Origin of the sequence: Pseudomonas chlororaphis subsp. piscium (genome assembly GCF_003850345.1) — a bacterium.
GTDB lineage: Bacteria > Pseudomonadota > Gammaproteobacteria > Pseudomonadales > Pseudomonadaceae > Aquipseudomonas > Aquipseudomonas piscium.
This window is the reverse complement of record NZ_CP027707.1, coordinates 4,841,078-4,866,794: the sequence shown is the minus strand read 5'-3', so window position 1 is coordinate 4,866,794 and position 25,717 is coordinate 4,841,078. Positions and strand designations below refer to the sequence as shown.

10 protein-coding genes are annotated in these 25,717 nt (G+C 65.9%); 6 read left to right on the top strand and 4 right to left on the bottom strand.

Features of this window, described 5'->3' with window-relative positions; all coding sequences use genetic code 11:
• The first annotated feature begins 19 nt into the window (after positions 1–19).
• Positions 20–424, top strand: coding sequence for an Imm1 family immunity protein (locus tag C4K38_RS21760; RefSeq protein ID WP_053280144.1), 405 nt, complete (start codon positions 20–22; stop codon positions 422–424).
• 74 nt (positions 425–498) lie between these two features.
• A complete protein-coding gene (locus C4K38_RS21755) occupies positions 499–762 on the top strand; it encodes a PAAR domain-containing protein (protein ID WP_053280143.1) in 264 nt (87 codons plus the stop codon).
• On the opposite strand, the gene C4K38_RS21750 is transcribed toward C4K38_RS21755, so the two are convergent.
• The 3 genes from C4K38_RS21750 to C4K38_RS21740 form a co-directional block, all read right to left on the bottom strand.
• Positions 755–1,663, bottom strand: a complete 909-nt coding sequence (locus C4K38_RS21750; protein WP_053280142.1) for an alpha/beta fold hydrolase — start codon at positions 1,661–1,663, stop codon at positions 755–757. The genes C4K38_RS21755 and C4K38_RS21750 overlap by 8 nt on opposite strands.
• 124 nt (positions 1,664–1,787) lie before the next feature.
• On the bottom strand, positions 1,788–2,258 hold the full coding sequence (locus C4K38_RS21745; RefSeq protein WP_053280141.1) for a cysteine hydrolase family protein: 471 nt from the start codon (positions 2,256–2,258) through the stop codon (positions 1,788–1,790).
• Positions 2,259–2,584: 326 nt separating this feature from the next.
• Positions 2,585–3,172: a TetR/AcrR family transcriptional regulator gene (locus C4K38_RS21740; protein WP_053280140.1), complete on the bottom strand. Its 588-nt coding sequence runs from the start codon at positions 3,170–3,172 to the stop codon at positions 2,585–2,587.
• Between the two features lie 132 nt (positions 3,173–3,304).
• Here C4K38_RS21740 and C4K38_RS21735 point away from each other — a divergent pair, with 132 nt between their 5' ends.
• Entirely contained in the window at positions 3,305–4,498 is a 1,194-nt protein-coding gene (locus tag C4K38_RS21735; protein ID WP_053280139.1) for an MFS transporter, read from the top strand.
• Positions 4,499–4,869: 371 nt separating this feature from the next.
• On the top strand, positions 4,870–5,610 hold the full coding sequence (locus tag C4K38_RS21730; protein WP_053280138.1) for a thioesterase II family protein: 741 nt from the start codon (positions 4,870–4,872) through the stop codon (positions 5,608–5,610).
• Between the two features lie 65 nt (positions 5,611–5,675).
• Here the strand turns inward: C4K38_RS21730 and C4K38_RS21725 are convergent, their stop codons facing one another.
• Positions 5,676–6,659 carry a siderophore-interacting protein gene (locus C4K38_RS21725; protein WP_053280137.1) on the bottom strand — a complete coding sequence of 328 codons (984 nt, stop codon included), beginning with the start codon at positions 6,657–6,659 and terminating at the stop codon, positions 5,676–5,678.
• Between the two features lie 178 nt (positions 6,660–6,837).
• Here C4K38_RS21725 and C4K38_RS21720 point away from each other — a divergent pair, with 178 nt between their 5' ends.
• Together C4K38_RS21720 and C4K38_RS21715 are read left to right on the top strand one after the other, a co-directional pair.
• Positions 6,838–17,877 (top strand): non-ribosomal peptide synthase/polyketide synthase, encoded by an 11,040-nt coding sequence (locus tag C4K38_RS21720; RefSeq protein ID WP_053280136.1) that lies wholly within the window; start codon positions 6,838–6,840, stop codon positions 17,875–17,877.
• 3 nt (positions 17,878–17,880) lie between these two features.
• Positions 17,881–25,707, top strand: coding sequence for a non-ribosomal peptide synthetase (locus tag C4K38_RS21715; RefSeq protein WP_081001564.1), 7,827 nt, complete (start codon positions 17,881–17,883; stop codon positions 25,705–25,707).
• Positions 25,708–25,717: the final 10 nt, after the last annotated feature.

Here is a 25,717-nt window from a genome sequence, read left to right as displayed (position 1 = left end):
CACCTACGAAGCAGTGACTATGAAGATCAAGAAAATCATGGAGGACGAGTCTCAAGGCAATCGCTCATTTGCCCATGAGCACTTGAACCCGACCCAGACCGGGATACTTTCAGCTTTGGATCGACTGGATGCAAAGGCATTCAGTTCAACGATGTTCTTTGTCGATGATGAGCACTTCATGAGTGTCGGCGGCGGGGACAATCGCTATGTCGTATTTATTGCGATGGGCGTAGATCAGAAGCTATTCACCCTGGTCGCCGCCGATGCTTCAAGTGACGAGGTTTGTGATGTCGTTGTAGGCGGGCAGTCCGGCAGCTATCCACAGAATCAGTGCCTGGATAAGGAAAGTGTCCAGAAGGCCCTGCTGTACTTTTCCGAGCATGGGACGGCAGCTCCTGGCTTGATGTGGGAGGTCGAGGGTTAGTTTGGCGAGCCGTTGAAGAGAAAAAAGGCTGCTCGGTTTTGCAGCCATGGCAGATACAGGGCAGGGACAAGACCATGAAAGACGTCATCAGGCTAGGCGACTCCACCACCCATGGCGGCGTCGTTCTCGAAGCGTTTTCCCAGACCAATCTCAACGGCAAACCCATTGCCGGCGTCGGGCACAAAGTCAGTTGCCCGTTGTGCAAAGGCATCTTCCCCATTGCTGAAGGCAGCAGCACCTACAGCGTCGGCGGGGTGCCGGTGGCGCTGGACGGGATGAAGACCGCCTGCGGTGCCGCGCTTATCGCCAGCGGTCCGAAAGGGGCCGTGGTCAGCTAGTGGCTTCCAGTAGTTCCAGCAACGCCTGCAAGGTGGCGTGCGGCGCTTCCTGCGGCACGTTGTGGCCGACCCCGGGCAAGATCCGGCGTTGGTAAGGGCCGGTGAACAGGCCGATGTCCTCATCCTCTTCGCTGGCCGGGCCGACCCCGTCGGCGCCGCCGCACAGTGAGATGGTCGGTACGCGGATCGGCGGCTGTTGCGCCAGGGCCTGCTCGATGTGTTCCAGGCTCGGGTCGCCTGGGGCGTACATGAAGCGATGCCGGTAGGAGTGGATCACCACCTCGACGAAGTCCGGGTTGTCGAACGACGGCGCGCTCAGATCGTAGAGTTCGCGGCCGCGATCCCAGGTCGGCGACCACAGTTGCCACAGCAGTTCGCACAGTTCGCGGCGGTTGGCGGTCAGGCCGTCCACCCCGCGCTGGGTGTGGAAATAATACTGATACCAGAGCCGGTGCTCGGTCTCGGGCGGCCGCGGTTGGGTCGAGCGGGCGATGTCCTGGATGTTGTAGCCGTCGGCGCTCATCAGGCAGCGCACCCGTTCCGGCCACAGGGCCGCGACTATGCAGGCGGCGCGACCGCCCCAGTCGAAGCCGGCGAGGGCGGCTCGGGGGATCTCCAGGGCATCCATCAGGTCCAGCAGGTCCTGGGCCAGCGCCGCCTGTTGTCCGGAACGCGGGATGTCCGGGCTGGCGAAACGGGTCGGTCCATAGCCGCGCAGGTACGGCACTATCACCCGGTAACCGCGCGCCGCCAGCTCGGGGGCAATCTCGTCGTAGCCGCGAGGGTCGTAGGGAAAGCCATGCAGCAGGATCACCGGCGCGCCGTCGGCGGGGCCGTGGTGTTCGTAGGCGATGTGCAGGCGAGGCGTCTGGATGTACTGGACAGAGAGCGAGCTGTTCATGACGGATCCGGTGACAGGGAAAGCAGCAACCTTAGCTCAATCTGCGTGCCTGGCCAGTGTCGCGCCAGGACTTCATCCTTGACGGCATGAAGCGCTGACGAATGTTTCACCTCTCAGTCAGGGGCTACAGGAAAGCGAGCTCGGCGCTGGTAGTGAGGTGCTTGAAATGGTGCTGCCACAACCGCACTCCCAACTGCCCGCTGCGATCCAGTGACGAACCCACCGTCAGGTCGGTGATCAGGGTCGGTTGCAGGCCGGCGTCGAACAGGGCGAAGCCGGCGGCGAGCACGCAGGTGTCGGTCTGGATGCCACAGACCAGCACGCGTTCGGGGGCCAGGCTGCGCAGGTAGGCGATGGTTTCCGGCGTGGGGGCGTAACCGTGCTTGATGAAGATGCGGTCGGCGGCGACCAGGCTGTGGTCATCGGCGGCGGGTTGCCAGCCGAGCTGGCGGACGAAGGGGGTTTGGCTCTCGTCATGGCGTTCGACGGTGGCCACCGAGGGCAGCTGGCCGAGCAGGGCGTTGATGCCGTTCACCAGCCACTCCGGCGGGTTGAACGAGGGTTGCACATCGATGATCAGCAATACCTGGCGCATGGGAATCCTTGATAAGGCCGGGCGCTCTATTCTGCCCGCAAACCGCCATTCCCGCGAACGGCTTGTCTTCTGTAGGAGCGAGGCTTGCCCGCGATGACCGATGACGCGATGCACCCGACATTCCGCGTTGCCCCTATCGCGGGCAAGCCTCGCCCCTACGGGATGGCGGGGGGCTTGCGTGTGCTTCTGTAAGAGCGCAGCTTGCGCGCGATGAAGGATGACGCGGTGCGCCTGACATTCCGCGTTGCCCTCATCGCGGGCAAGCCTCGCTCCTACGGGAGCGAGGAGGCCGGTCACGGCTGCCAGAAGATCTTCCGAGCCAGGGCTCAGCGCCGCCGCAACCCTTGTAGCAGCACCTCCAGGCCAACCAGCGCCTGCTGCAATCGTTGCCCCGGATGCTCGTCCCGGGCGATCCACAGCGAGGCGTCGAGCAGGCTGCCGTTGATCAGGCGCGCCAGGGCTTCGCTGGGGGCGTTGACCACCAGGCCTGCCTGCATCAGCTCATCCAGCAGCGCGCTCAAGGACGCCACGCACTGTTCCTCGCTGGCATCGGTCAGGTCCCCGAGCACCGCGCGCGCATCCTGCAGGACGATGCGCTGGATCTCCGCTTCCTGGGCCATTTCCAGGTAAGTGCGGCAGCGCTGGACAAAGGCGCCCCAGAGGTCGTCGGTGCCGCGCGAGATCGCCTCCAGGCGCTGGTCCATTTCCGCGTCGAGCTGTTCCACCACCGCTGCCAGCAGGCCTTTCTTGTCGCCGAAATGGTGATACAAGGCACCTCGGGTCAGGCCCGCCTCGGCCGTCAGGTCGTCCATCGAGGTGTTGGCATAACCCAGGCTGCCAAAGGCCTGGCGGGCACTGGCGATGAGTTTGCTGCGGGTTTCTTCGATCATCTCGGCGCGTTGACGCGGGCTCATGGCGGGCACTCACACAGCTGACAGGTGGATTGACATACGCCGCGTATGTTCTCATGCTTTCTCACATACGCGCCGTATGTATTTTTGCCTTGCGGTGCATTTCTGGCAAGCCTCAAACAAGGTGTAATGACGATGGCAAACCCTTACCGCGAACTGTTCAAGGCCCCCGGCAGTCGCGCTTTCGTGGTGGCGGGGATGATTGCGCGGATGCCGATGTCCATGACCGGCATCGGCCTGATCACCATGCTGGCCCAGCTCAAGGGCGGTTACGCGCTGGCCGGCGCGGTGGCGGCGACCTTCGCCCTGGCCACGGCCTTCTGCGCGCCCCAGGTGTCGCGCATGGTCGACCGTTTCGGCCAGGGCCGGGTGCTGCCGATCGCCGCCGGCCTGGGTGGCGGGGCGCTGCTGGCGTTGTTGCTGTGCACCCGTTTGCAGGCGCCGCACTGGACGCTGTTCCTGTTCGCCGCCCTGGCCGGCTGCATGCCGAGCATACCGGCCATGATCCGCGCCCGCTGGACCGAGCTGTACCGCGGCCAGCCACAGTTGCAGACCGCCTATGCCCTGGAATCGGTGCTCGATGAGGTGTGCTTTATCCTCGGCCCGCCGTTGTCGGTGGGGCTGTGCGTGGCAGCCTTCCCCGAGGCCGGGCCGCTGGCGGCGCTGTTGATGCTGGCGATCGGCGTCACCGCGCTGGTGGCGCAACGGGCGACCGAGCCACCGGTGCATCCCCATGAGGCCGAGCACGACGCGTCGATCATCCGTTCGCTGGAGTTGCAGTTGCTGGTGCTGCTGATGATCGCCATGGGCATGATCGTCGGCGTGGTGGACGTGGTCAGCGTGGCGTTCGCCCAGCAGCAGGGGCAACCCGCGGCGGCGAGCATCGTGCTGTCGGTGTACGCCATCGGTTCCTGCCTGGCGGGTATCGCCTTCGGTGCGCTGAAACTGAATATCCCGCTGCCGCGACTGTTCATGTACGGCGGCATCGCCACCGCCGTGACCACCCTGCCACTGCTGATGGCGAGCAATATCCTTGGCCTGTCCCTGGCGGTGTTCGTCTCCGGCCTGTTCTTCGCCCCGACCCTGATCGTCGCCATGGCCCTGGTCGAGAGCATAGTTCCACCGGCCAAGCTTACCGAGGGCCTGACCTGGCTGGTCACCGGGGTGAGCATCGGCGTGGCCATCGGCGCGGCCAGTTCCGGCTGGCTGGTGGATGCCTTTGGCGCGCGCAGCGGCTTCTGGGTGGCGCTGGCGGCGGGAGTGGTGGTGCTGGGGGCGGCGGTGCAGAGCTGTCGCCGGCTGACCCGTGGCCAGCCGGCGGTCGCCTGAGCCTTACCCGCCGGGCTCGGAGTTGACCCGGAAACTCACCGACAGCGAGGTGGACACAGAATGCTCTGCACGTCCACGGCGATCTCTCTTGTTGGTTGGTTTGATCTGCAACTGGAACGAAGGCTGTGCCGGGAAATTTATAGGGGCGGGTGACCCAATGCCGATCGGTCAAGCGAAGGAGATCTACTGTAGGAGCGAAGCTTGCTCGCGATGGTCGTTAACGATACCGATGTATTGGCTGGATAAACGCGGCGTTCTCAAGTTCATCGCGAGCAAGCTTCGCTCCTACAGGTCGGTGGTGGTGCGGCTACTAATTTGTCGGCCAGGTGGCACGTCCAGTCTTTACCATCACTTTTTTCAAGGGGAACACCGTGACCCAGCTGACGCTGCTGTGCCTGCCGTATTCCGGCGCCAGCGCCATGGTCTATAGCCGCTGGCGGCGCAAACTGCCCGACTGGCTGAAGTTGCAGCCGGTGGAACTGCCGGGGCGGGGCGCGCGTTTTGGCGAAGCCTTGCAGACCGATCTGGCGGGGCTGGCGCGGCAGCTGGCCAGGGAACACTTGCCCACGTTGCAGGCGCCTTACGCCTTGTTCGGCCACAGCCTGGGGGCGCTGCTGGCGTGTGAGATGGCCCATGCCCTGCGCCAACTGGGAGGTCCGGAGCCGGTGGCGCTGTTCGCCTCGGGCACCGCGGCGCCGAGCATGCGCAGCGAATACGACCGCGACCTGGCCGAGCCGAAAACCGATGCCCAGCTGATCGAACAGCTACGCACCTTCAATGGCACCAGTGAAGAGGTACTGGCCAACCAGGAGCTGATGAGCCTGACCCTGCCAGTGCTGCGCGCCGACTTCCTGCTGTGCGGCAGTTTCCGTCCGCAGCAGCGCACCCTGCTCAAGTGCCCGATGCATGTGCTGGGCGGCAAGGACGACCGGGCCAGCACCGAGCAGTTGATGGCCTGGCGTCGGGAAACCAGCGGCAGCTTCTCCGTGGACATGCTGTCCGGCGGGCACTTCTTCATTCATGAGCACGAACCCAAGGTGCTGCGCATGATCAAGGATCACCTCGAGCCCCATCGGCGTCGGCATGCCCAGCGGGTGGCGCTGACGGGTTGAAAGGGTGGTATCGCGACCATCGAGACCCAACGCCTGGCGTTGGGTCTTTGCGTGTGTAGAGGCGCTTATTCCAGCGAACGGCCCAGGCGCCAGTAGCCCATCAGCGCCAGGTTGCGGCGTTCCAGGCCGCGCTCGTTGATCAGGTGCCGGCGGATCTTCATGACCGTGCCCGATTCGCCGGCGATCCAGGCATAAAAGCTGTTGTCCGCCGGTGTGGCCGAATCCCAGGGGCGCAGGTCGTCGCTGTTTTCCTGGGGTTTCAGCGCGCGCGGGTGCTTGCTCGGCACGGGCAGCTCGGCCAGTTCCCGGGCGGCGTGCAGCAGTGCCTCGCCATGGCTGGCGCCCAGCACGTCGCGGGGCAGCCAGCTCAGGCGGGTCTGGTGGTTGTGGCGCAGCGCCAGGCAATCGCTTTCGTGGGGCACTTCGATGAATGCCTGGACGTCGGGCGGCGTTGGGTACTCCATCAAGTCTTCGAGAATCCCGGCGATGGCCGGCAGCGCGGTTTCGTCGCCGATCAGCAGGACCTTGCGGATGTCGGCCGGTGGCTGCCATTCATAGCCGCCGGGGTCGCCGCTGAAGGCTTTATTGGGCACGGCCATTTGCAGGCGGTCGCCGACCTCGGCGTGAGTCGCCCAGCGCGACGCCGGGCCGCTGACCCCGTGCAGCACGAAGTCCACTTCCAGCTCCGCGGGCTCGGCGCGCAGGGCACGGATGGTGTAGGTGCGCATCGGTGGCTGTTGCGCCGCCGGCAGCTTGCGCCGGGCCGCGTGCCAGTCACCGATGCGCGGCAATTCGGGCGGCAGGCCGTCGGCGGCGGGAAACAGCAGCTTGATGCGCTGGTCCGGCGCCAGGGTGCGGGTGTGGGCGACGTCCTCGCCGGTAAACACGAAGCGCGCCATGCAGGGGCTGAGGTTGATCCGTTGCTTGAGTTGGACATTGATCAGGCGGTAGGCGCGCGGCTGCTGGTTGCCCGCGCCGACCAGTTTGCGCAAGCCGTTTGCCAGCGAGCTGTTTGACAGGAAGTTGGCCAGTGAGGTTGCAGAGGACATGATCGCGACCTTTGTGTGGAAAGTGATGGTCCTCTTTTGACGAGTCGCCATCCGTGGAATTTAACGGCGGGCCGTGGTCTGGCGCGCCGCCGCGGGGGTTAATTTTTCCCCCTGCCCATCCGTTCCGTAGGGATAGCCGAGCCAATGCTCGATACCCAACATGTACGGATGAAGCCTGATGAATGCTGAAAAGTCCCTGAAACTCGCCAGTCGATTTATCGAGCTGCCGCTGGAAAAGCGGCGGTTGTTCCTCGATGGTCTGCGGGCGGAAAACATCGACTTTTCGTTGTTTCCGATTCCGGCCGGGATCGCCGCCGAGGATCGCCAGGCGCTGTCCTATGCCCAGCGCCGCATGTGGTTCCTCTGGCAGATGGACCCCCACAGCGGCGCCTATAATCTGCCGGGCGCGGTGCGCCTGCGTGGCACCCTGAGCCTGGCGGCCCTGGAGCAGGCGTTCGCCAGCCTGGTGGCGCGCCACGAAACCCTGCGCACGGTGTTCAAGCGCCATGCCGACGAGCGCCTGGAGCAAGTGGCGGTCGAGACCGCGGTGCCCGTGGAGTGGGTGGACCTCAGCGCCTTGGCGCCCGACGCGCGCGAGCAGGCGGTCGCGGACGAGGCGCAGCGCCAGTCGCTGCAGCCCTTCGACCTGGGCAGCGGGCCGCTGCTGCGGGTCAAGCTGCTGAAGCTGGCGGCCGAGGAACATGTGCTGCTGTTGACCTTGCACCACATCGTTTCCGACGGCTGGTCGATGAATGTGCTGATCGACGAGTTCATCCGTTTCTACGACGCCCATGAGCGGCAGGAAGCACCGCAATTGCCGGCCTTGCCGATCCAGTACAGCGACTACGCCCTGTGGCAGCGTCGCTGGCTGGAAGCCGGGGAGCAGGCGCGGCAGCTGGAGTACTGGCAGGCGCAATTGGGCGACGAGCATCCGGTGCTGGAGCTGCCCACCGACCATCCGCGCCCGGCGCTGCCCAGCTACCGCGGCACCCGCTATGACTTCGCCATCGAGCCGGCCCTGGCCGAGCAACTGCGCGCCACCGCCAGGCAGCACAACGTGACCCTGTTCATGCTGTTGCTCGGCGCCTTCAACGTGCTGCTGCATCGCTACACCGGGCAGGGCGACATCCGCATCGGCGTGCCGATCGCCAACCGCAACCGCGCGGAAGTCGAAGGGCTGATCGGTTTCTTCGTCAACACCCAGGTGCTGCGTACCCAGCTGAACGGGCAGACGCCGGTCAGCGAGTTGCTGCAGCAGGTCAAGGAAGCGGCGCTCGGCGCCCAGGTGCATCAGGACCTGCCGTTCGAGCAACTGGTGGAGGCGCTCAAGCTGGAGCGCAGCCTGAGCCATACCCCGCTGTTCCAGGTGATGTACAACCACCAGCCGCAGGTTGCCGACATCAGCGCGGTCAGCACCGCCTCGGGCCTGGAGCTGGGCCTGGTGGAGTGGCAAAGCCGCACCACCCAGTTCGACCTCACCCTGGACACCTTCGAGAAGTCCGGCAAGCTGCAAGCCGCGCTGACCTACGCCAACGACCTGTTCGACGCCGCCACCATCGAGCGCATGGCGCAACACTGGACCCGCCTGTTGCAGGCGATGGTCGCCGATACCGCGCAGCGGGTCGGCGAGCTGCCGATGCTGGCCGCCGTCGAACAGCAGCAACTGCTGCTGGAGTGGAACCAGACCGAAGTCCGCTACCCGGTCGAGCGCTGCCTTCACCAGTTGATCGAAGAGCAGGTGCAACGCACGCCGCAGGCATCGGCCCTGGTGTTCGCCGAACGTGAGCTGAGCTACGCCCAGCTCGACGCCCGCGCCAACCAGCTGGCGCACCTGCTGCGCGAGCAGGGCGTGGGCCCGGATGTGCTGGTGGGCATCTGTGTCGAGCGTTCGATCGAAATGGTGGTCGGCCTGCTGGCGATCCTCAAGGCCGGCGGCGCCTATGTGCCGCTGGACCCGGAATACCCGCTGGACCGCCTGGCCTACATGATCGAAGACAGCGGCATCGCCCTGTTGCTCACGCAAAGCGCGTTGCTGCCGGTGCTGCCGACCGAGGCGGTCAAGGTGATGATCCTCGATCAGGACCAGGACTGGCTGGACGGCTACAGCGAAGCCCCGCTGGCCCCGGCCAGCGGGCCGCTGAACCTGGCCTACGTGATCTACACCTCCGGTTCCACCGGCAAGCCCAAGGGCGCCGGCAACAGCCACGCCGCGCTGGTCAACCGCCTGTGCTGGATGCAGGACGCCTATGGGCTGGATGGCAGCGACGCGGTGCTGCAAAAGACCCCGTTCAGCTTCGACGTGTCGGTCTGGGAGTTCTTCTGGCCGCTGCTGACCGGCGCGCGCCTGGTGGTGGCCGCGCCGGGCGCCCATCGCGAGCCGGCGCTGCTGATCGAGACCATCACCAAACACGGCATCAGCACCCTGCATTTTGTGCCGTCGATGCTCCAGGCGTTCATCCACGAGCCGGGCGTGCAGGCCTGCGCCAGCCTCAAGCGCATTGTCTGCAGCGGCGAAGCCTTGCCCCTGGACGCCCAGCAACAGGTGTTCGCCAAGCTGCCTGCTGCCTGCCTGTACAACCTCTATGGGCCGACGGAAGCGGCCATCGACGTGACCCACTGGACCTGTGTCGACGAGGGCGCTTCCAGCGTGCCGATCGGCCGTCCGATCGCCAACCTACGCACCTATGTGCTGGACGCCGAGCTGTCGCCGGTGCCGGCCGGTGTCGCTGGCGAGCTGTACCTCGGTGGCGCCGGCCTGGCCCGCAGTTACCATCGCCGTCCGGGGCTGACGGCCGAGCGTTTCGTCACCAGCCCGTTCGAGGCCGGCACGCGCCTGTATCGCACCGGCGACCGGGTGCGCCAGCGTGCCGACGGGGTGATCGAATACCTCGGCCGCCTCGATCACCAGGTCAAGTTGCGCGGGCTGCGCATCGAGCTGGGTGAGATCGAGACCCGGCTGATGCAGCACCCGTTGGTGCGCGAAGCCGTGGTGCTGGTGCAGGGCGGCAAGCAGCTGGTGGGTTATCTGGTGCTGGAAGACGCCGCGCCGGCCGCCACCTGGCAGCAGGTACTCAAGGCCTGGCTGCTGGACAGCCTGCCGGAATACATGGTGCCGGCTTACCTGATGCCCCTGGCGAAACTGCCGGTCACCGCCAACGGCAAGCTCGATCGCAAGGCGCTGCCGTTGCCCGAAGCCGCATCGCAGCAAGCCTTCATTGCCCCCGAGGACGCAACGCAGAAAGCCCTGGCGGCGATCTGGTGCGACGTCCTGGGCCTGGAGCAGGTCGGCCTGGAAGACAACTTCTTCGAACTGGGCGGCGATTCGATCATCTCGATCCAGGTGGTCAGCCGCGCCCGTCAGGCCGGCATCCGCCTCAGCCCGCGGGACCTGTTCCAGTACCAGACGGTGCGCAGCCTGGCGCTGGCGGCGGTGTTCGAGAGCCAGGGCGTGATCGATCAGGGCCCAGCCAGCGGCGAGCTGGCGTTGACCCCGGTGCAGCACTGGTTCATGGAGCAACCCGTGCCCCAGCGGCATCACTGGAACCAGTCGTTGTTGCTGCAGGCCCGCCAGCCGCTGGACGGTGAACGCCTGGCCCAGGCGCTGACGCGTCTGGCGGCCCATCACGACGCCTTGCGCCTGCGGGTGCGGCAGACAGAGAGCGGCTGGCAACAGGCCTATGCCGAGGCGGTGGACGAGCTGCTGTGGCAGCGCGACGCGGCCAATGCGGAACAACTGAGCGAGCTCTGCGAAGCCGCGCAACGCAGCCTGGACCTGGAGCAGGGCCCGCTGCTGCGCGGCTTGCTGGTCAACCTGGCCGACGACAGCCAGCGCCTGTTGCTGGTGATCCACCACTGGGCGGTGGACGGCGTGTCCTGGCGCGTGCTGCTGGAGGACCTGCAACAGCTGTACACCCAGCCCGAGCAGGCGCTGGCGCTGCATACCAGTTCTTACCAGGCCTGGTCCGCGCACCTGCAAGACGCCGCTGCCGAGCGCGGCGCCGAACTGGATTACTGGCAGGCGCAGATCCCGACCCAGGTCGCCGAGCTGCCCGTCGATCGCCCAGGCGCCGCCCTGGAAAAACGTCACGAGCAGAAAATCACCCTGACCCTGGATGCCGAGCGCACCGGGCAGTTGCTGCAACAGGCGCCCAGCGCCTACCGCACCCAGATCAACGACCTGCTGCTCACCGCACTGGCCCGCACCCTGGGGCGCTGGACCGGCGCCGAAGGCACGCTGGTGCAACTGGAAGGCCACGGCCGCGAAACCCTGGGCAGCGACCTGGACCTGAGCCGCAGCGTCGGCTGGTTCACCAGCCTGTTTCCGGTTTACCTGCGCCCGGCTACAGAGCCCGGCGCGGCGATCAAGGCGATCAAGGAACAACTGCGCGCGGTACCGGACAAGGGCCTGGGATTCGGCCTGCTGCGTTACCTCGGCGATGACGCCAGCCGTGAGGCCATGGCGCAACTGGCGCAACCGCGCGTCACCTTCAATTACCTGGGGCAGTTCGACCGTCAGTTCGATGCCGAGGCCTTGCTGGTACCGGCGACCGAGAAAGCCGGGCAGACCCAGGACCCCCTGGCGCCACTGGCCAACTGGCTGGTGATCGAAGGGCAGGTCTATGGCGGCCAATTGAGCCTGAGCTGGGGCTTCAGCCGCGAGATGTTCGAGACGGCGACCGTCCAGCGCCTGGTGGACGATTACCGCCAGGAACTGCTGGCGCTGATCGAGCACTGCCTCGACCCGCGCCATGGCGGCCTGACCCCGGCCGATGTCAGCCTGGCGCGCCTGACCCAGCAGCAGCTGGACGATCTGGCGCTGCCGTCCCGCGAGGTGCAGGACCTGTACCCGCTGTCGCCGATGCAGCAGGGCATGCTGTTCCACAGCCTGTACCAACAGGATCAGGGCGACGTCTACGTCAGCCAGTTGCGCGCCGATGTCCAGGGCCTGGACGTGGCGCAGTTCCAGCGCGCCTGGGAACAGGTGCTGGCGCGGCATGACATGCTGCGCACCGGCTTTGTCTGGCAGGACGACCAGGGCCAGGCCCTGCAGGTGGTCCATCGCCAGGTGACGCTGCCTTTCATCGAGTACGACTGGCGCGAACGCCAGGACTTGCCAGCGGCCCTCGATGCCCTGGCGGTCGAGCAGCATCGGCAGGGCTTCGAGCTGGCGCGCCCGCCATTGCTGCGGGTGGTGCTGGTGCGCACCGCCGAGGACCGCTGGCATCTGCTGTACACCAGCCATCACATCCTGATGGACGGCTGGAGCAACGCCCTGGTGCTCAACGAGGTGCTGCAAGCCTGCAAGGGCCAGGCATTGCCGCCGGTAGGGGCGGGCTTTTCCCAGCATATCGCCTGGCTGCAGCGGCAGGACCCGGCACTGGGCGAGGCCTTCTGGCGCGGGCGCCTGGCGCAGCTGGACGAACCTTCGCACCTGGCTCGCAGCGTGGCCAAGGGGCCCGCGCAGCCGGCGCTGGGCGAACACGGCGAGTGGCTCTGCGAGCTGGATGAAGCCCAGACCGCTCGCCTCAACGCCTTTGCCCGTGCCCATCAAGTGACGCTCAACAGCCTGGTGCAATCGGCGTGGCTCCTGCTGCTGCAGCGCTACACCGGCCAGGCCAGCGTGGCCTGCGGGGTCACGGTGTCCGGGCGTCCGGCGGAACTGGCGGACGTCGAGCAACAGGTCGGCCTGTTCATCAACACCTTGCCGCTGATCGTCAGTGCCCCACCTTCCCAGAGCGTCAGTGCCTGGGTGCGGACCGTGCAGGCCCTGAACCTGGAAATGCGCGAACACGAACACACGCCGCTGTTCGATATCCAGCGCTGGGCGGGCTCCGCCGGCGAGGCGCTGTTCGACACCCTGGTGGTGTTCGAGAACTTCCCGGTGGCCAAGAGCCTGGAACAGGCCAGCGAAGCCGGCCTGCGCTTCAGCGGGGTCAGCAGCCAGGAGCGCACCAACTACCCGCTGACCCTCACCGTGCACGGCGGGCAGCGCCTGAGCCTGAACCTGGAATACCTGCGGGCGGACTTCGACGAAGCCGCGGTGCAGCGTCTGGCGGCTTATCTGCTGGCGCTGCTGCAGCGTTTCGTCGAAGCGCCGGAGCAGGCCCTGGGCGCATTGCCGCTGCTGCTGGAACACGAACAGCAGCGCATGCTCGAAGACTGGAACCCGGCCCAGGCCTCGCAGCCGGCCCAGGCCAGCGTTTTGCAGCGCTTCGAACAGCAGGCCGCGGCCCAGCCGGAGAACGTCGCCCTGATCCTCGATCAGCGGCGCATGAGCTACGCCGAACTCAACCTGCGGGCCAACCGCCTGGCCCATCGCCTGATCGAGCTGGGCGTCGGCCCGGACACCCTGGTGGGGGTGGCGGTGGACCGCTCGCTGGAAATGATCGTCGGCCTGCTGGCGGTGCTCAAGGCCGGCGGCGCCTATGTGCCGCTGGACCCGCAATACCCTCGCGAGCGCCTGCAGTGCATGATCGAAGACAGCGGCCTGCGGCTGTTGCTGACCCAGCAGGCGCTGCTGGAGCAGCTGCCGATCAGCCAGGACCTGAACCTGGTGTGCCTGGAGCAGGATCCGCACTGGCTGGCCGACTACAGCGGGCAGAACCCGGCGCCCCGCGCGCAGCCAGGCAACCTGGCCTATGTGATGTTCACCTCCGGTTCCACCGGCCGTCCAAAAGGCGTCGGCATCGACCAGGCCTCCCTGGCGCGGCATGTCGAGGTGGTGATCGAGCTGTTCGAACTCAAGGCCCATGACCGGGCGTTGCAGTTCGGCACCTTCAACTTCGACGGTTTTGTCGAACAGCTGTACCCGGCCCTGTGCTGTGGCGCCGGGGTGGTGGTGCGCGGCGGCGAGCTGTGGGACAGCGACACCTTCTACCAGCAACTGATCGAGCACCAGATCTCGGTGCTCGACCTGACCACCGCCTACTGGTACCTGCTGGTGCGCGACTTCGCCGACCGTGGCCCGCGGGACTACGGGCGCCTGCGCCAGGTGCACATCGGTGGCGAGGCCATGCCGCCGGAAGGCCTGAATGCCTGGCGTGACGCCGGCCTGGGGCATGTGCGCCTGCTCAATACCTATGGCCCCACCGAGGCCACCGTCACCGCCACCGCGCTGGACTGCGCCGGCTACGTCGACGGCCGCGAGCCGTTGCCACCGGTGATGCCGATCGGCCGGGTGCTGGACGGGCGCGCCATCTACCTGCTGGATGCCAACCTCAACCCGGTGCCGGTGGGCGTGGCCGGCGAGCTGGTGATCGGCGGGCCGCTGCTGGCCCGGGGGTACTTCAACCGTCCCGACCTCACTGCGCACCGTTTCATTCCCGATCCCTTTGCCGCCGATGGCGCCGGGCGCCTGTACCGCACCGGCGACCTGGCGCGTTATCGCGCCGACGGGGTGATCGAGTACGTCGGGCGGATCGACCATCAGGTCAAGGTCCGTGGTTTCCGTATCGAGCTGGGGGAAATCGAAGCGCGCCTGCTGGCCCAGGCCAGTGTCCGCGAAGCCCTGGTGATCGCCGCCGACAACCAGTTGGTGGCCTATGTGGTGGCCAGCCAGCCGCTGCCGGAGGCGGAGCAAGGTGGGCTGCGCGAGCAGCTCAAGGCGACCCTGCGCGAGGAGTTGCCGGACTACATGGTGCCGGCGCATATCCTGTTCCTCGAGCATCTGCCGCTGAGCCCCAACGGCAAGCTGGATCGCTCGGCGCTGCCCAAGCCCGATGCCAGCCAGTCCCTGGCCGACTGGGTCGCCCCGGTCAGCGAGCGGGAGCAGCAGGTCGCGGCCATCTGGTCCGAGGTGCTGGGGGCCGAACGAGTCGGCCTCAACGATCAGTTCTTCGCGATGGGCGGGCACTCGCTGCTGGCCACGCAGATGGTTTCCCGGGTGCGTCATGGGCTGGGCATCGAGGTGGCGCTCAAGACCCTGTTCGAGCAGCCGGTGCTGGGTGATTTCGTCCGTGCCCTGGGCACCGTCGAGGCCTCGGCGCCGGCGATCTCGCCGGTGGATCGCGACCAGCCGCTGGCGCTGTCCTATGCCCAGGAACGCCAGTGGTTCCTCTGGCAACTGGACCCGCAGAGCGCGGCCTACCACGTGCCTAGCGCCTTGCGTTTGAAGGGCCGGCTCGATGTGGCCGCCCTGCAACGCAGCTTCGATACCCTGGTGGCCCGCCATGAAAGCCTGCGCACCCATTTGCAGCAGGACGGCGAGCGCACGCTGCAGGTGATCGCTGCCCAGGCGCGGATCGACCTGACTCTGGTCGAGGCCGACGAAGCACGGCTGAAGACGCTGGTGGAGGCCGAAATCACCCGGCCTTTCGATCTGCGCCAGGGCCCGTTGCTGCGCGTCAGCCTGTTGCGCCTGGCCGAGGACGAGCATGTGCTGGTGCTGGTCCAGCACCACATCGTCTCCGACGGCTGGTCGATGCAAGTGATGGTCGATGAACTGGTGCAGCTGTACGCCGCCTACAGCCAGGGCCAGGCGCTGCAACTGCCGGCCATGCCGATCCAGTACGTCGACTATGCGCTGTGGCAGCGCCAGTGGATGGAAGCCGGGGAGAAGCCGCGTCAGCTGAATTACTGGCGCCAGCTGCTGGGCGGCGAACAGCCGGTGCTCGAACTGCCGTTCGACCATCAGCGCCCGGCGCTGCCGAGCCATCGTGGCGCGCGTCTGAATGTAGCGCTGGACGCCACCCTGGTGAGCAACCTCAAGCAGCTGGCCCAGGCCCAGGGCGTGACCCTGTTCATGCTCCTGTTGGCGTCCTACCAGACCCTGCTGCACCGCTACAGCGGCCAGGAGGACATCCGCGTCGGCGTGCCGATCGCCAACCGCAACCGGGTGGAGACCGAGCGTCTGATCGGCTTCTTCGTCAATACCCAGGTACTCAAGGCCGATATCGACGAGCAACTGACGGTTGCCCAGCTGTTGCAGCAGGTAAAGCAGCGGGCCCTGGAAGCCCAGGCCCATCAGGACCTGCCGTTCGAGCAACTGGTCGAGGCCTTGCAGCCCGAGCGCAGCCTGAGCCTGAGCCCGTTGTTCCAGGTGGTGTTCAACCATCACATCAGCCTGACCGACAGCCAGCTGCAGCGCCTGCCGCAACTGGAGATGAGCCCGGTGAGCTGGGATGAAGGGGCGGCGCAGTTCGACCTGACCCTGGATATCGAAGAGTCCGGGGATCAGCTGCGCGCGTCCCTGAGCTATGCCACCGACCTGTTCAAGGCTTCGACCATCGAGCGCATGGCGCGGCACTGGCGGAACCTGTTGCAGGCCATGGTCGCCGATCAGCAGCAGAGCATTGGCCAGTTGAACCTGCTCGACAGCGCCGAGCAACAGCAGATCCTGACCCTGTGGGACCGCACGGATTCCGGCTTCTCGGCCAAGCGCCTGGTGCATGAATTGGTGGCCGACCGCGCCCGGGAAAATCCCGAGGCGGTGGCGGTGATCTTTGGCGAGCAGCAACTGACTTTCGGCGAGCTGGAACGCAGCGCCAACCGCCTGGCCCGGGCCCTGATCGCCCGTGGCGTCGGCCCGGAAGTACGGGTGGCGATCGCCATGCCGCGCAGTGCCGAGATCATGGTGGCCTTCCTGGCGGTGTTGAAAGCTGGCGGCGTGTATGTGCCGCTGGACGTGGAATATCCGCGTGACCGCCTGCTGTACATGATGCAGGACAGCCGCGCCAAGCTGCTGCTGACCCACACCGCGGTGTCGCAGCAGCTGCCAATCCCGGACGGGCTGGACAGCCTGGCGGTGGACCGCACCCAGGACTGGGCAGGGGAGGACGGCAGCGAGCCGAACGTGGCGCTGGACGGCGACAACCTGGCCTACGTGATCTACACCTCCGGCTCCACCGGCATGCCGAAAGGCGTGGCCGTATCCCACGGTCCGTTGGTGGCGCATATCATCGCCACCGGCGAACGGTATGAAATGACCCCGGCGGATTGCGAGCTGCACTTCATGTCCTTCGCTTTCGACGGTTCCCACGAAGGCTGGATGCACCCGCTGATCAATGGTGCCCGGGTGCTGATCCGCGACGACAGCCTGTGGCTGCCGGAACACACCTATGCGCAGATGCATCGCCATGGCGTCACCGTCGGCGTGTTCCCGCCGGTGTACCTGCAACAACTGGCCGAGCATGCCGAGCGCGACGGCAACCCGCCGGCGGTACGGGTGTACTGCTTCGGTGGCGACGCGGTGGCGCAGTCCAGCTACGACCTGGCCTGGCGTGCGCTGCGTCCGACCTATCTGTTCAACGGTTATGGCCCGACCGAAACCGTGGTCACCCCACTGCTGTGGAAAGCGCACAAGGGCGATCCATGCGGCGCGGCCTATGCACCGATTGGTGAGCTGCTGGGCAACCGCAGCGGCTACGTGCTGGACGCGCAATTGAACCTGCAACCGATTGGTGTGGCCGGTGAGTTGTACCTTGGCGGCGAAGGCGTGGCCCGTGGTTACCTGGAACGTCCGGCACTGACCGCCGAACGTTTTGTCCCGGATCCCTTCGGCGCGCCGGGCGGTCGCGTGTATCGCAGCGGCGACCTGACCCGTGGCCGTGTGGATGGCGTGGTGGATTACCTGGGGCGGGTCGACCATCAGGTGAAAGTCCGTGGTTTCCGTATCGAGCTGGGCGAGATCGAAGCCCGCCTGCGCGAGCAGGACTCGGTGCGCGAAGCGGTGGTGGTGGCCCAGGACGGACCGACCGGCAAGCAGCTGGTGGGTTACGTGGTGGCGCTGGACCCGAGGGTGGCCGCCGATGCAGCCAGCCAGGCGGCGCATCGCGAGACCCTGCGTCGCGCCCTGCGGGCCCGCCTGCCGGATTACATGGTGCCGGCGCACCTGTTATTCCTCGAACAGATGCCGCTGACCCCCAACGGCAAGCTGGACCGCAAAGGGCTGCCGCAGCCGGACGCGAGCCTGATGCAACAAACCTACGTAGCCCCGCAGAGCGAGCTGGAGCAGCAGATCGCGGCCATCTGGGCCGAGATCCTGCGCCTGCCGCGGGTTGGCCTGAACGACAACTTCTTCGAAGTCGGCGGCCATTCCCTGCTGGCGATCCAGATCACCTCCAGGGTCCAGGCCGAACTGGGCCTGGAAGTGCCGCTGGCGGAGCTGTTCCAGACCGAGTCCCTGCTGGCCTATGCCCAGGCAGCGGCTGGCTGCCGTGCCGGCAGCGCGGCCGATTTTGATGATCTTCGTGAATTCTTGAGCGAACTAGAGGCGATTTGAACCATGCTTTCCAACCCTAATATCGATCTGGTTTCGCGCTTTCTTCGCCTGCCGCTGGAGCAGCGCCAGCAGTTCTACCAGCGCTTGCAGACCCGCGGCATGAGTTTCGCTCAACTCCCCATCGCCCCGACCCGGCACGAGGCGCCGAGCCTGCCGTTGTCCTATGCCCAGGAGCGCCAGTGGTTCCTCTGGCAACTGGAGCCCGAGAGCGCGGCCTACCATGTGCCGGGGGCCCTGCGCCTGAGCGGCCGCCTGGACAAGGCCGCCTTGCAGCGCAGTTTCGACAGCCTGGTGGCGCGCCATGAAAGCCTGCGCACCCAGCTGCACCTGGAGGGCGAGCACAGATCGCAAGTGGTACTGCCCCAGGCGCGGATCGACATCGGCGAAGCGCAGGTCGACGAAGCGCGGCTCAAGGCGCGAGTGGAGGAGGAGATCGCCCGTCCTTTCGACCTGGAGCGGGGCCCCTTGCTGCGGGTCAGCCTGCTGGCCCTGAGCGAAGAGGAACACGTGCTGGTGCTGGTGCAGCACCACATCGTCTCCGATGGCTGGTCGATGCAGGTGATGGTGCAGGAACTGATGCAACTGTATGCAGCCTATAGCCAGGGCCAGGACTGCCAGTTGCCGGCACTGCCGATCCAGTACGCCGACTATGCCCTGTGGCAGCGCGGCTGGATGGAAGCGGGGGAGAAGGCGCGTCAGCTGGGTTATTGGCGCGAGCGGCTCAGCGGCGAGCAGCCGGTGCTGGAGCTGCCGTTCGATCACCCGCGCCCGGTGCAGCAAAGCTATCGCGGCGCGCGCCTGGACCTGGCGCTGGAGCCGGCCCTGGTCTCGGGCCTGAAGGCACTGGCCCAGCGTGAAGGGGTGACCCTGTTCATGCTGTTGCTGGCATCCTTCCAGACCCTGCTGTACCGCTACAGCGGCCAGTCGGATATCCGTGTCGGCATACCCATCGCCAACCGTAACCGGGTGGAGACCGAGCGCCTGATCGGCTTCTTCGTCAACACCCAGGTGCTCAAGGCCGATATCGACGGGCAGATGAGCTTTGCCCAGTTGCTGCAACAGGCCAAGCAACGTTCCCTGGAGGCCCAGGCCCATCAGGACCTGCCGTTCGAGCAACTGGTCGAGGCCTTGCAGCCCGAGCGCAGCCTGAGCCACAACCCGCTGTTCCAGGTGATGTTCAACCACCAGGCGAACGCGGCGACGCCAGCCGGCGACCAGCAACTGCCCGGCCTACGAGTGGCCAGCCTGGAGTGGGAGAGCCAGACCGCCCAGTTCGACCTGAGCCTGGATACCCAGGAAACCGGCGAGGGCATCTGGGCGTCCTTGACCTACGCCACCGACCTGTTCGGTGCGGCGACCGTGGAGCGCATGAGCCGCCACTGGCTGAGCCTGCTGCGGGCAGCGGTCCGCGATAGCGCCCTGCACGTGCAGGATCTGCCGTTGCTGGACGCCCAGGAACGCCAACAGATGGTCGCTCAGTGGAACGCCACCGAACGCGACTATCCGCAAGGGCAATGGGTCCATCAACTGATCGAGGCCCAGGCACTGGCGCAGCCGGACGCGCCGGCGCTGCGCTTCAAGGCTATTTCGCTGAGCTACGCAGAACTAAACCGCCGCGCCAACCGTCTGGCTCATCGCCTGATGCAAGCGGGCGTTGGCCCGGATGTGCTGGTGGGCCTGGCGGTGGAGCGTTCCATCGAGATGGTGGTCGGTCTGCTGGCAGTGCTCAAGGCTGGCGGCGCCTACGTGCCACTGGACCCGGAATATCCCCGTGAACGCCTGGCCTACATGCTGGATGACAGTGGCGTGAAACTGTTGCTGACCCAGGCTCATCTGCTGGAGCAACTGCCGATTCCCCAAGGGCTGCAAAGCCTGGTGCTGGAGCAGGGCGAATCCTGGCTTGAAGGTTACAGCGAGGAAAATCCGGGCATCGCCCTGGATGGCGAGAACCTGGCCTATGTGATCTACACCTCCGGTTCCACCGGGCAGCCGAAAGGTGCCGGCAACCGCCACTCGGCGCTGACCAACCGTTTGTTGTGGATGCAGGAAGCCTATGGTCTGGATGCCAGCGACACGGTATTGCAGAAAACTCCATTCAGCTTCGACGTCTCGGTGTGGGAGTTCTTCTGGCCGCTGATGACCGGTTCGCGCCTGGTGGTGGCAGCGCCGGGGGATCATCGCGATCCGGCCAAACTGGTCGGCCTGATCAATGCCGAGCAGGTCACCACGCTGCACTTTGTGCCATCGATGTTGCAGGCCTTCCTGCAAGACTCGGACGTATCCTCCTGCCGCAGCCTGCAGCGCATTGTCTGCAGCGGCGAAGCGCTGCCGGTGGATGCTCAACAGCAGGTCTTTGCCAAGCTGCCGCAAGCCGGCCTGTACAACCTTTATGGCCCGACGGAAGCTGCCATCGACGTGACCCACTGGACCTGTGTCGACGAAGGTCGCGACGCGGTGCCTATCGGTCGCCCTATCGCCAACCTGGGTTGCTACATCCTCGACAGCAATTTCGAGCCGGTGCCGGTCGGTGTACTGGGTGAGCTGTACCTGGGCGGCGTGGGTCTGGCCCGCGGTTATCACCGTCGTCCGGGACTGAGCGCCGAACGTTTTGTCGCTCATCCTTTCGTAGCTGGCGAACGCCTGTACCGCACCGGCGACCTGGCTCGCTACCGTGAAGACGGAGTAATCGAATACGCCGGGCGTATCGACCATCAGGTCAAGTTGCGTGGCCTGCGGATCGAGTTGGGCGAGATCGAAGCGCGCCTGCTGGAACATGACCGGGTACGCGAAGCCGCGGTGCTGGCGGTGGAGAACAAGCACCTGGTGGGTTACCTGGTGCTGCAGGATGCCAGCGACGACTGGCGTGAAGTGCTCAGCGAGCACCTGGCACAGCATCTGCCGGACTACATGGTGCCGGCGCAGTGGATCGTCCTGGAGCAAATGCCGTTGAGCCCCAACGGCAAGATGGACCGCAAGGCCTTGCCCAAGCCCGATGCCAATCAGCAGACCGAGGCGTACGAAGCCCCGCAAAGCGAGCTGGAGCAACGGATCGCGGCGATCTGGGCCGAGGTGCTGGGGGTTGAACAGGTCGGCCTGAACGATAACTTCTTCGAGCGCGGCGGTGACTCGATCATCTCGATCCAGGTGGTCAGCCGCGCCCGCGCGGCCGGTATCCATTTCACCCCCAAGGCGCTGTTCCAGCATCAGACGGTGCGCAGCCTGGCACGGGTCGCGCAGTTGCAGAGCGTGCAACTGATCGATCAGGGGCCGGTCCAGGGCGAAACGCCGCTGCTGCCGTTCCAGCAGCTGTTTTTCGAAATGGACCTGGCCGAGCGGCACCACTGGAACCAGTCGCTGCTGTTGACGCCGCGCCAGGCGATCGACGGCGCTCTGCTGGAAACCGCGCTGCAGGCGCTGGTGGTGCAGCACGACGCCTTGCGCTTGAGTTTCCGCCAGCAGGCGGACGGCTGGCGCGCCCGGCATGACGCCCCGGCCGCGACGCTGCTGTGGCAGGCGACAGTGCAGGACACCGCTGAACTGGAAGCCCTCTGTGAGCGGGCCCAGAGAAGCCTCGACCTGCAGCAGGGGCCTTTGCTGCGGGCGGTGCTGGCGGAGCTGCCCGACGGTTCCCAGCGCCTGCTGCTGGTGATCCATCACCTGGTGGTGGACGGTGTGTCGTGGCGGATCTTCCTCGAAGACCTGCAAAGCCTGTATCGCCAACTGGTCAATGGCCAGCCGCGGCAGCTGCCGGCCAAGACCTCGGCATTCAAGGCCTGGGCCGAACGCTTGCAGGCCTACGCCCGCAGTGAGGCGATGCAGCAGGAAAAGGACTTCTGGCAACAACAGTTGCAGGGTGCGGCGGCCGATCTGCCGTGCCGCGATCCCCAGGGCGCGCGCCCGGGACGGCTGGCCCGGACTGTGGTCAGCCAGCTCGATGCCGAACTCACCCGGCAATTGCTGCAGCAGGCGCCGACGGCCTATCGCACCCAGATCAACGATCTGCTGCTGACCGCCCTGGCGCGGGTAGTGTGCCGCTGGACCGGTCAGGCTTCGAGCCTGATTCAGCTGGAAGGCCATGGCCGCGAAGACCTGTTCGACGACCTGGACCTGACGCGCACCATGGGTTGGTTCACCAGCCTGTTCCCGGTGCGGCTCACCCCGTCGGACAACCTGGCGAGTTCGATCAAGCAGATCAAGGAGCAACTGCGCGCGGTGCCGGACAAGGGCATAGGTTTCGGCGCCTTGCGCTACCTGGGCGATGAGCCGACCCGGCAGGCCTTCAGCCAGTTGCCCACGCCGCGCATCACCTTCAACTATCTGGGCCAGTTCGATGGCAGCTTCGACCAGCAGGACGGCCTGTTCGCTCCCGCCACTGAAAGCGCCGGCGCCGAGCAGAGCCCCGAGGCCCCGCTGGGCAACTGGTTGACGCTCAATGGCCAGGTCTATGGCGGCGAACTGCGCCTGGGCTGGACCTTCAGCCCGGAGATGTTCGAGCCCCAGGTGATCGAAGAGCTGAGCCAGGCCTATACCCGGGAACTCAGCGCCCTGGTGGAGCATTGCTGCACCGCGGGCAATAGCGGCGTCACCGCTTCCGACTTCCCGCTGGCCGGGCTGAACCAGCAGCAGCTCGATTCGCTGCCGCTGGTGGCACAGGAGATCGAGGACATCTACCCGCTGTCGCCGATGCAGCAGGGCATGCTGTTCCATACCCTGTACGAGCAGGCCGCGGGCGACTACATCAACCAGATCCGGGTCACTATCGAAGGCCTGGACACGGCGCGCTTCCAGCAGGCGTGGCAGGCCACGGTGCAGGCCCATGAGGTCTTGCGCAGCGGGTTCTTCTGGCAGGGGCAGCTGGAGTGGCCATGCCAGGTGGTCTATCGCCAGGCCAGCCTGCCGATCGAACAGCTCGATTGGCGCGCCATGCCGGAACTGGAGCAGGAGCTGCTGAGCCTGCAAGAGGCCCAGCGGCAGCGGGGCTTCGATCTGGCGAAGGCGCCACTGGTGCGTTTGCTGCTGGTGCGCACCGATGACAGCCGCTACGAGCTGATCTACACCAACCATCACATCCTCATGGACGGCTGGAGCAACTCGCGGCTGTTTGGCGAAGTGCTGCAACGTTATGCCGGGGTGGCGGTTCCCGAGGCGACGGGGCGCTACCGGGATTACATCGGCTGGCTGCAGGAGCGTGATGCTGCCTTGACCGAAGCCTTTTGGCGCGAGCAGTCGCGCCCGCTGCAAACCCCGACTCGCCTGGGCAGCAGCCAGCCTTTGGCGCTCACCGGTTACGGCCAATATCAATCCAGCCTGGATCGCGAGCTGACCGGACGCCTGGAGGCCTTCGCCCGGCGCAACAAGGTCACCCTCAATACGCTGATCCAGGCCGCCTGGCTGATCCTGCTGCAGCGTCACAGCGGCCAGCCGGTGGTGGCCTTCGGCGCCACCGTGGCCGGGCGTCCCGCGGAACTGGACGGCATCGAGCAGCAGATCGGCCTGTTTATCAACACCCTGCCGGTCATCAGCGCCGTCGATGCGCAGCTGTCGGTGGCGGACTGGCTGCAGGCGGTGCAGGCGCGCAACCTGGCGCTGCGCGAGCATGAACACAGCGCGCTGTACGACATTCAACGCTGGGCCGAGCAGGGCGGCGAAGCCCTGTTCGACAACATCCTGGTGTTCGAGAACTACCCGGTGTCAAAGGCCCTGGAGCAGGGCGGCGGCAGCGGTCTGCGGTTTGGCGCGCCCAAGGCCCATGAACAGACCAGCTATCCCTTGACCCTGTTGGTGGACATGGGCGAGACGCTGTCGCTGCAGTTCAGCTTTGCCCGGGCCAGCTTCAGCGCCCAGGCCGTGGAAACCTATGGCCGGCATCTGCTCAACCTGCTGCAAGGCATGGTCGAGGACAGCCAGCAGCGCCTGGGTGAGTTGCCCATGCTCGACGTCGCCGAGCGTCAGCAGGTGCTGGAACAGTGGAACGCCACCGAGCGCGATTACCCGCTGCAACGCCCTGTGCAGCAGCTGATCGAGGAACAGGCGGCGCGCACCCCCGAGGCGCCGGCCCTGGCGTTTGGCGAGCAACGCCTGAGTTACGCAGAACTGAACCGTCGCGCCAACCGTCTGGCTCATCGCCTGATAGAAGCGGGCGTCGGCCCGGATGTGCTGGTGGGGCTGGCGGTGGAGCGTTCCATCGAGATGGTGGTCGGCCTGCTGGCGGTGCTCAAGGCCGGTGGTGCCTATGTGCCGCTGGACCCGGAATACCCGCGCGAACGCCTGGCCTACATGCTGGATGACAGCGGTGTGAAATTGCTGCTGACCCAGGCTCATCTGCTGGAGCAACTGCCGATTCCCCAAGGGCTGCAAAGCCTGGTGCTGGAGCAGGGCGAATCCTGGCTTGAAGGTTACAGCGAGGAAAATCCGAGCATTGTCCTGGATGGCGAGAACCTGGCTTATGTGATTTACACCTCCGGTTCCACCGGCCAACCCAAGGGCGCGGGCAACCGTCACTCGGCGCTGCTCAACCGCCTGTTGTGGATGCAGGAAGCCTATGGCCTGGATGCCAGCGACACGGTATTGCAGAAAACTCCATTCAGCTTCGACGTGTCGGTGTGGGAATTCTTCTGGCCGCTGGTGACCGGTTCACGCTTGGTAGTGGCGGCACCGGGGGATCATCGTGATCCGGGCAAACTAGTGAGCCTGATCAATCAGGAGAAGGTCACCACGCTGCACTTCGTGCCCTCGATGTTGCAGGCCTTCCTGCAAGACCCGAGCGTGTCCTCCTGCCACAGCCTGCAACGCATTGTCTGCAGTGGTGAAGCGCTGCCGGTGGATGCCCAGCAACAGGTATTCGCCAAGCTGCCGCAAGCCGGCCTGTACAACCTTTATGGCCCGACCGAAGCCGCCATCGACGTGACCCACTGGACCTGCGTTGACGAAGGCCGCGACGCAGTGCCTATCGGTCGCCCTATCGCCAACCTGGGTTGCTACATCATCGACAGCAACTTCGAGCCGGTGCCGGTCGGCGTGCTGGGCGAGCTGTACCTAGGCGGCGTGGGTCTGGCCCGTGGTTATCACCGTCGTCCAGGCCTGAGTGCCGAACGTTTTGTCGCTCATCCTTTTGTCAGTGGCGAACGCTTGTACCGCACCGGCGACCTGGCGCGTTATCGCGAAGACGGGGTGATCGAATATGCCGGACGTATCGACCATCAGGTCAAGCTGCGCGGCCTGCGGATCGAGTTGGGCGAGATTGAAGCGCGCCTGCTGGAACACGACCGGGTACGCGAGGCCGCGGTGCTGGCGGTGGAGAGCAAGCACCTGGTGGGTTACCTGGTGCTACAGGACGCCAGCGACGACTGGCGTGAAGTGCTCAGCGAACACCTGGCGCAGCATCTGCCGGATTACATGGTGCCGGCGCAGTGGGTGCTGCTGGAGCAGATGCCGTTGAGCCCCAACGGCAAGCTGGACCGCAAGGCCCTGCCCAAGCCCGACGCCAACCTGCAAGCGCGGGAATATGTGGCGCCGCACAGCGAGCTGGAACAGCAGATCGCGGCGATCTGGGCCGAGGTGCTGGAGGTCGAGCGGGTGGGCTTGAACGACAACTTCTTCGAGCTGGGCGGGCATTCGTTGCTGGCCACTCAGGTGGTGGTCCGGTTGCGTGAGCAGCTGCACGCCGAGTTCGACGTCAAATCGATTTTCAGCACGCCGACGCTGGCCGATTTCAGCCGCTATGTCGCGTCCCGACAGACAAATATTTCGCCGGTGCAGGATGCATTGGCTAAATCCCTGGAGGCCCTCAAACGTCTATCTGCAGATGATTTGGATAAATTGATTTCCTGAGGGGCGTGGC

Coding starts and splice junctions, on each gene's coding strand:
- C4K38_RS21760 (WP_053280144.1), top strand. CDS start 20: ATGAAGATCAAGAAAATCATGGAGGACGAGTCTCAAGGCAATCGCTCA.
- C4K38_RS21755 (WP_053280143.1), top strand. CDS start 499: ATGAAAGACGTCATCAGGCTAGGCGACTCCACCACCCATGGCGGCGTC.
- C4K38_RS21750 (WP_053280142.1), bottom strand. CDS start 1,663: ATGAACAGCTCGCTCTCTGTCCAGTACATCCAGACGCCTCGCCTGCAC.
- C4K38_RS21745 (WP_053280141.1), bottom strand. CDS start 2,258: ATGCGCCAGGTATTGCTGATCATCGATGTGCAACCCTCGTTCAACCCG.
- C4K38_RS21740 (WP_053280140.1), bottom strand. CDS start 3,172: ATGAGCCCGCGTCAACGCGCCGAGATGATCGAAGAAACCCGCAGCAAA.
- C4K38_RS21735 (WP_053280139.1), top strand. CDS start 3,305: ATGGCAAACCCTTACCGCGAACTGTTCAAGGCCCCCGGCAGTCGCGCT.
- C4K38_RS21725 (WP_053280137.1), bottom strand. CDS start 6,659: ATGTCCTCTGCAACCTCACTGGCCAACTTCCTGTCAAACAGCTCGCTG.
- C4K38_RS21720 (WP_053280136.1), top strand. CDS start 6,838: ATGAATGCTGAAAAGTCCCTGAAACTCGCCAGTCGATTTATCGAGCTG.
- C4K38_RS21715 (WP_081001564.1), top strand. CDS start 17,881: ATGCTTTCCAACCCTAATATCGATCTGGTTTCGCGCTTTCTTCGCCTG.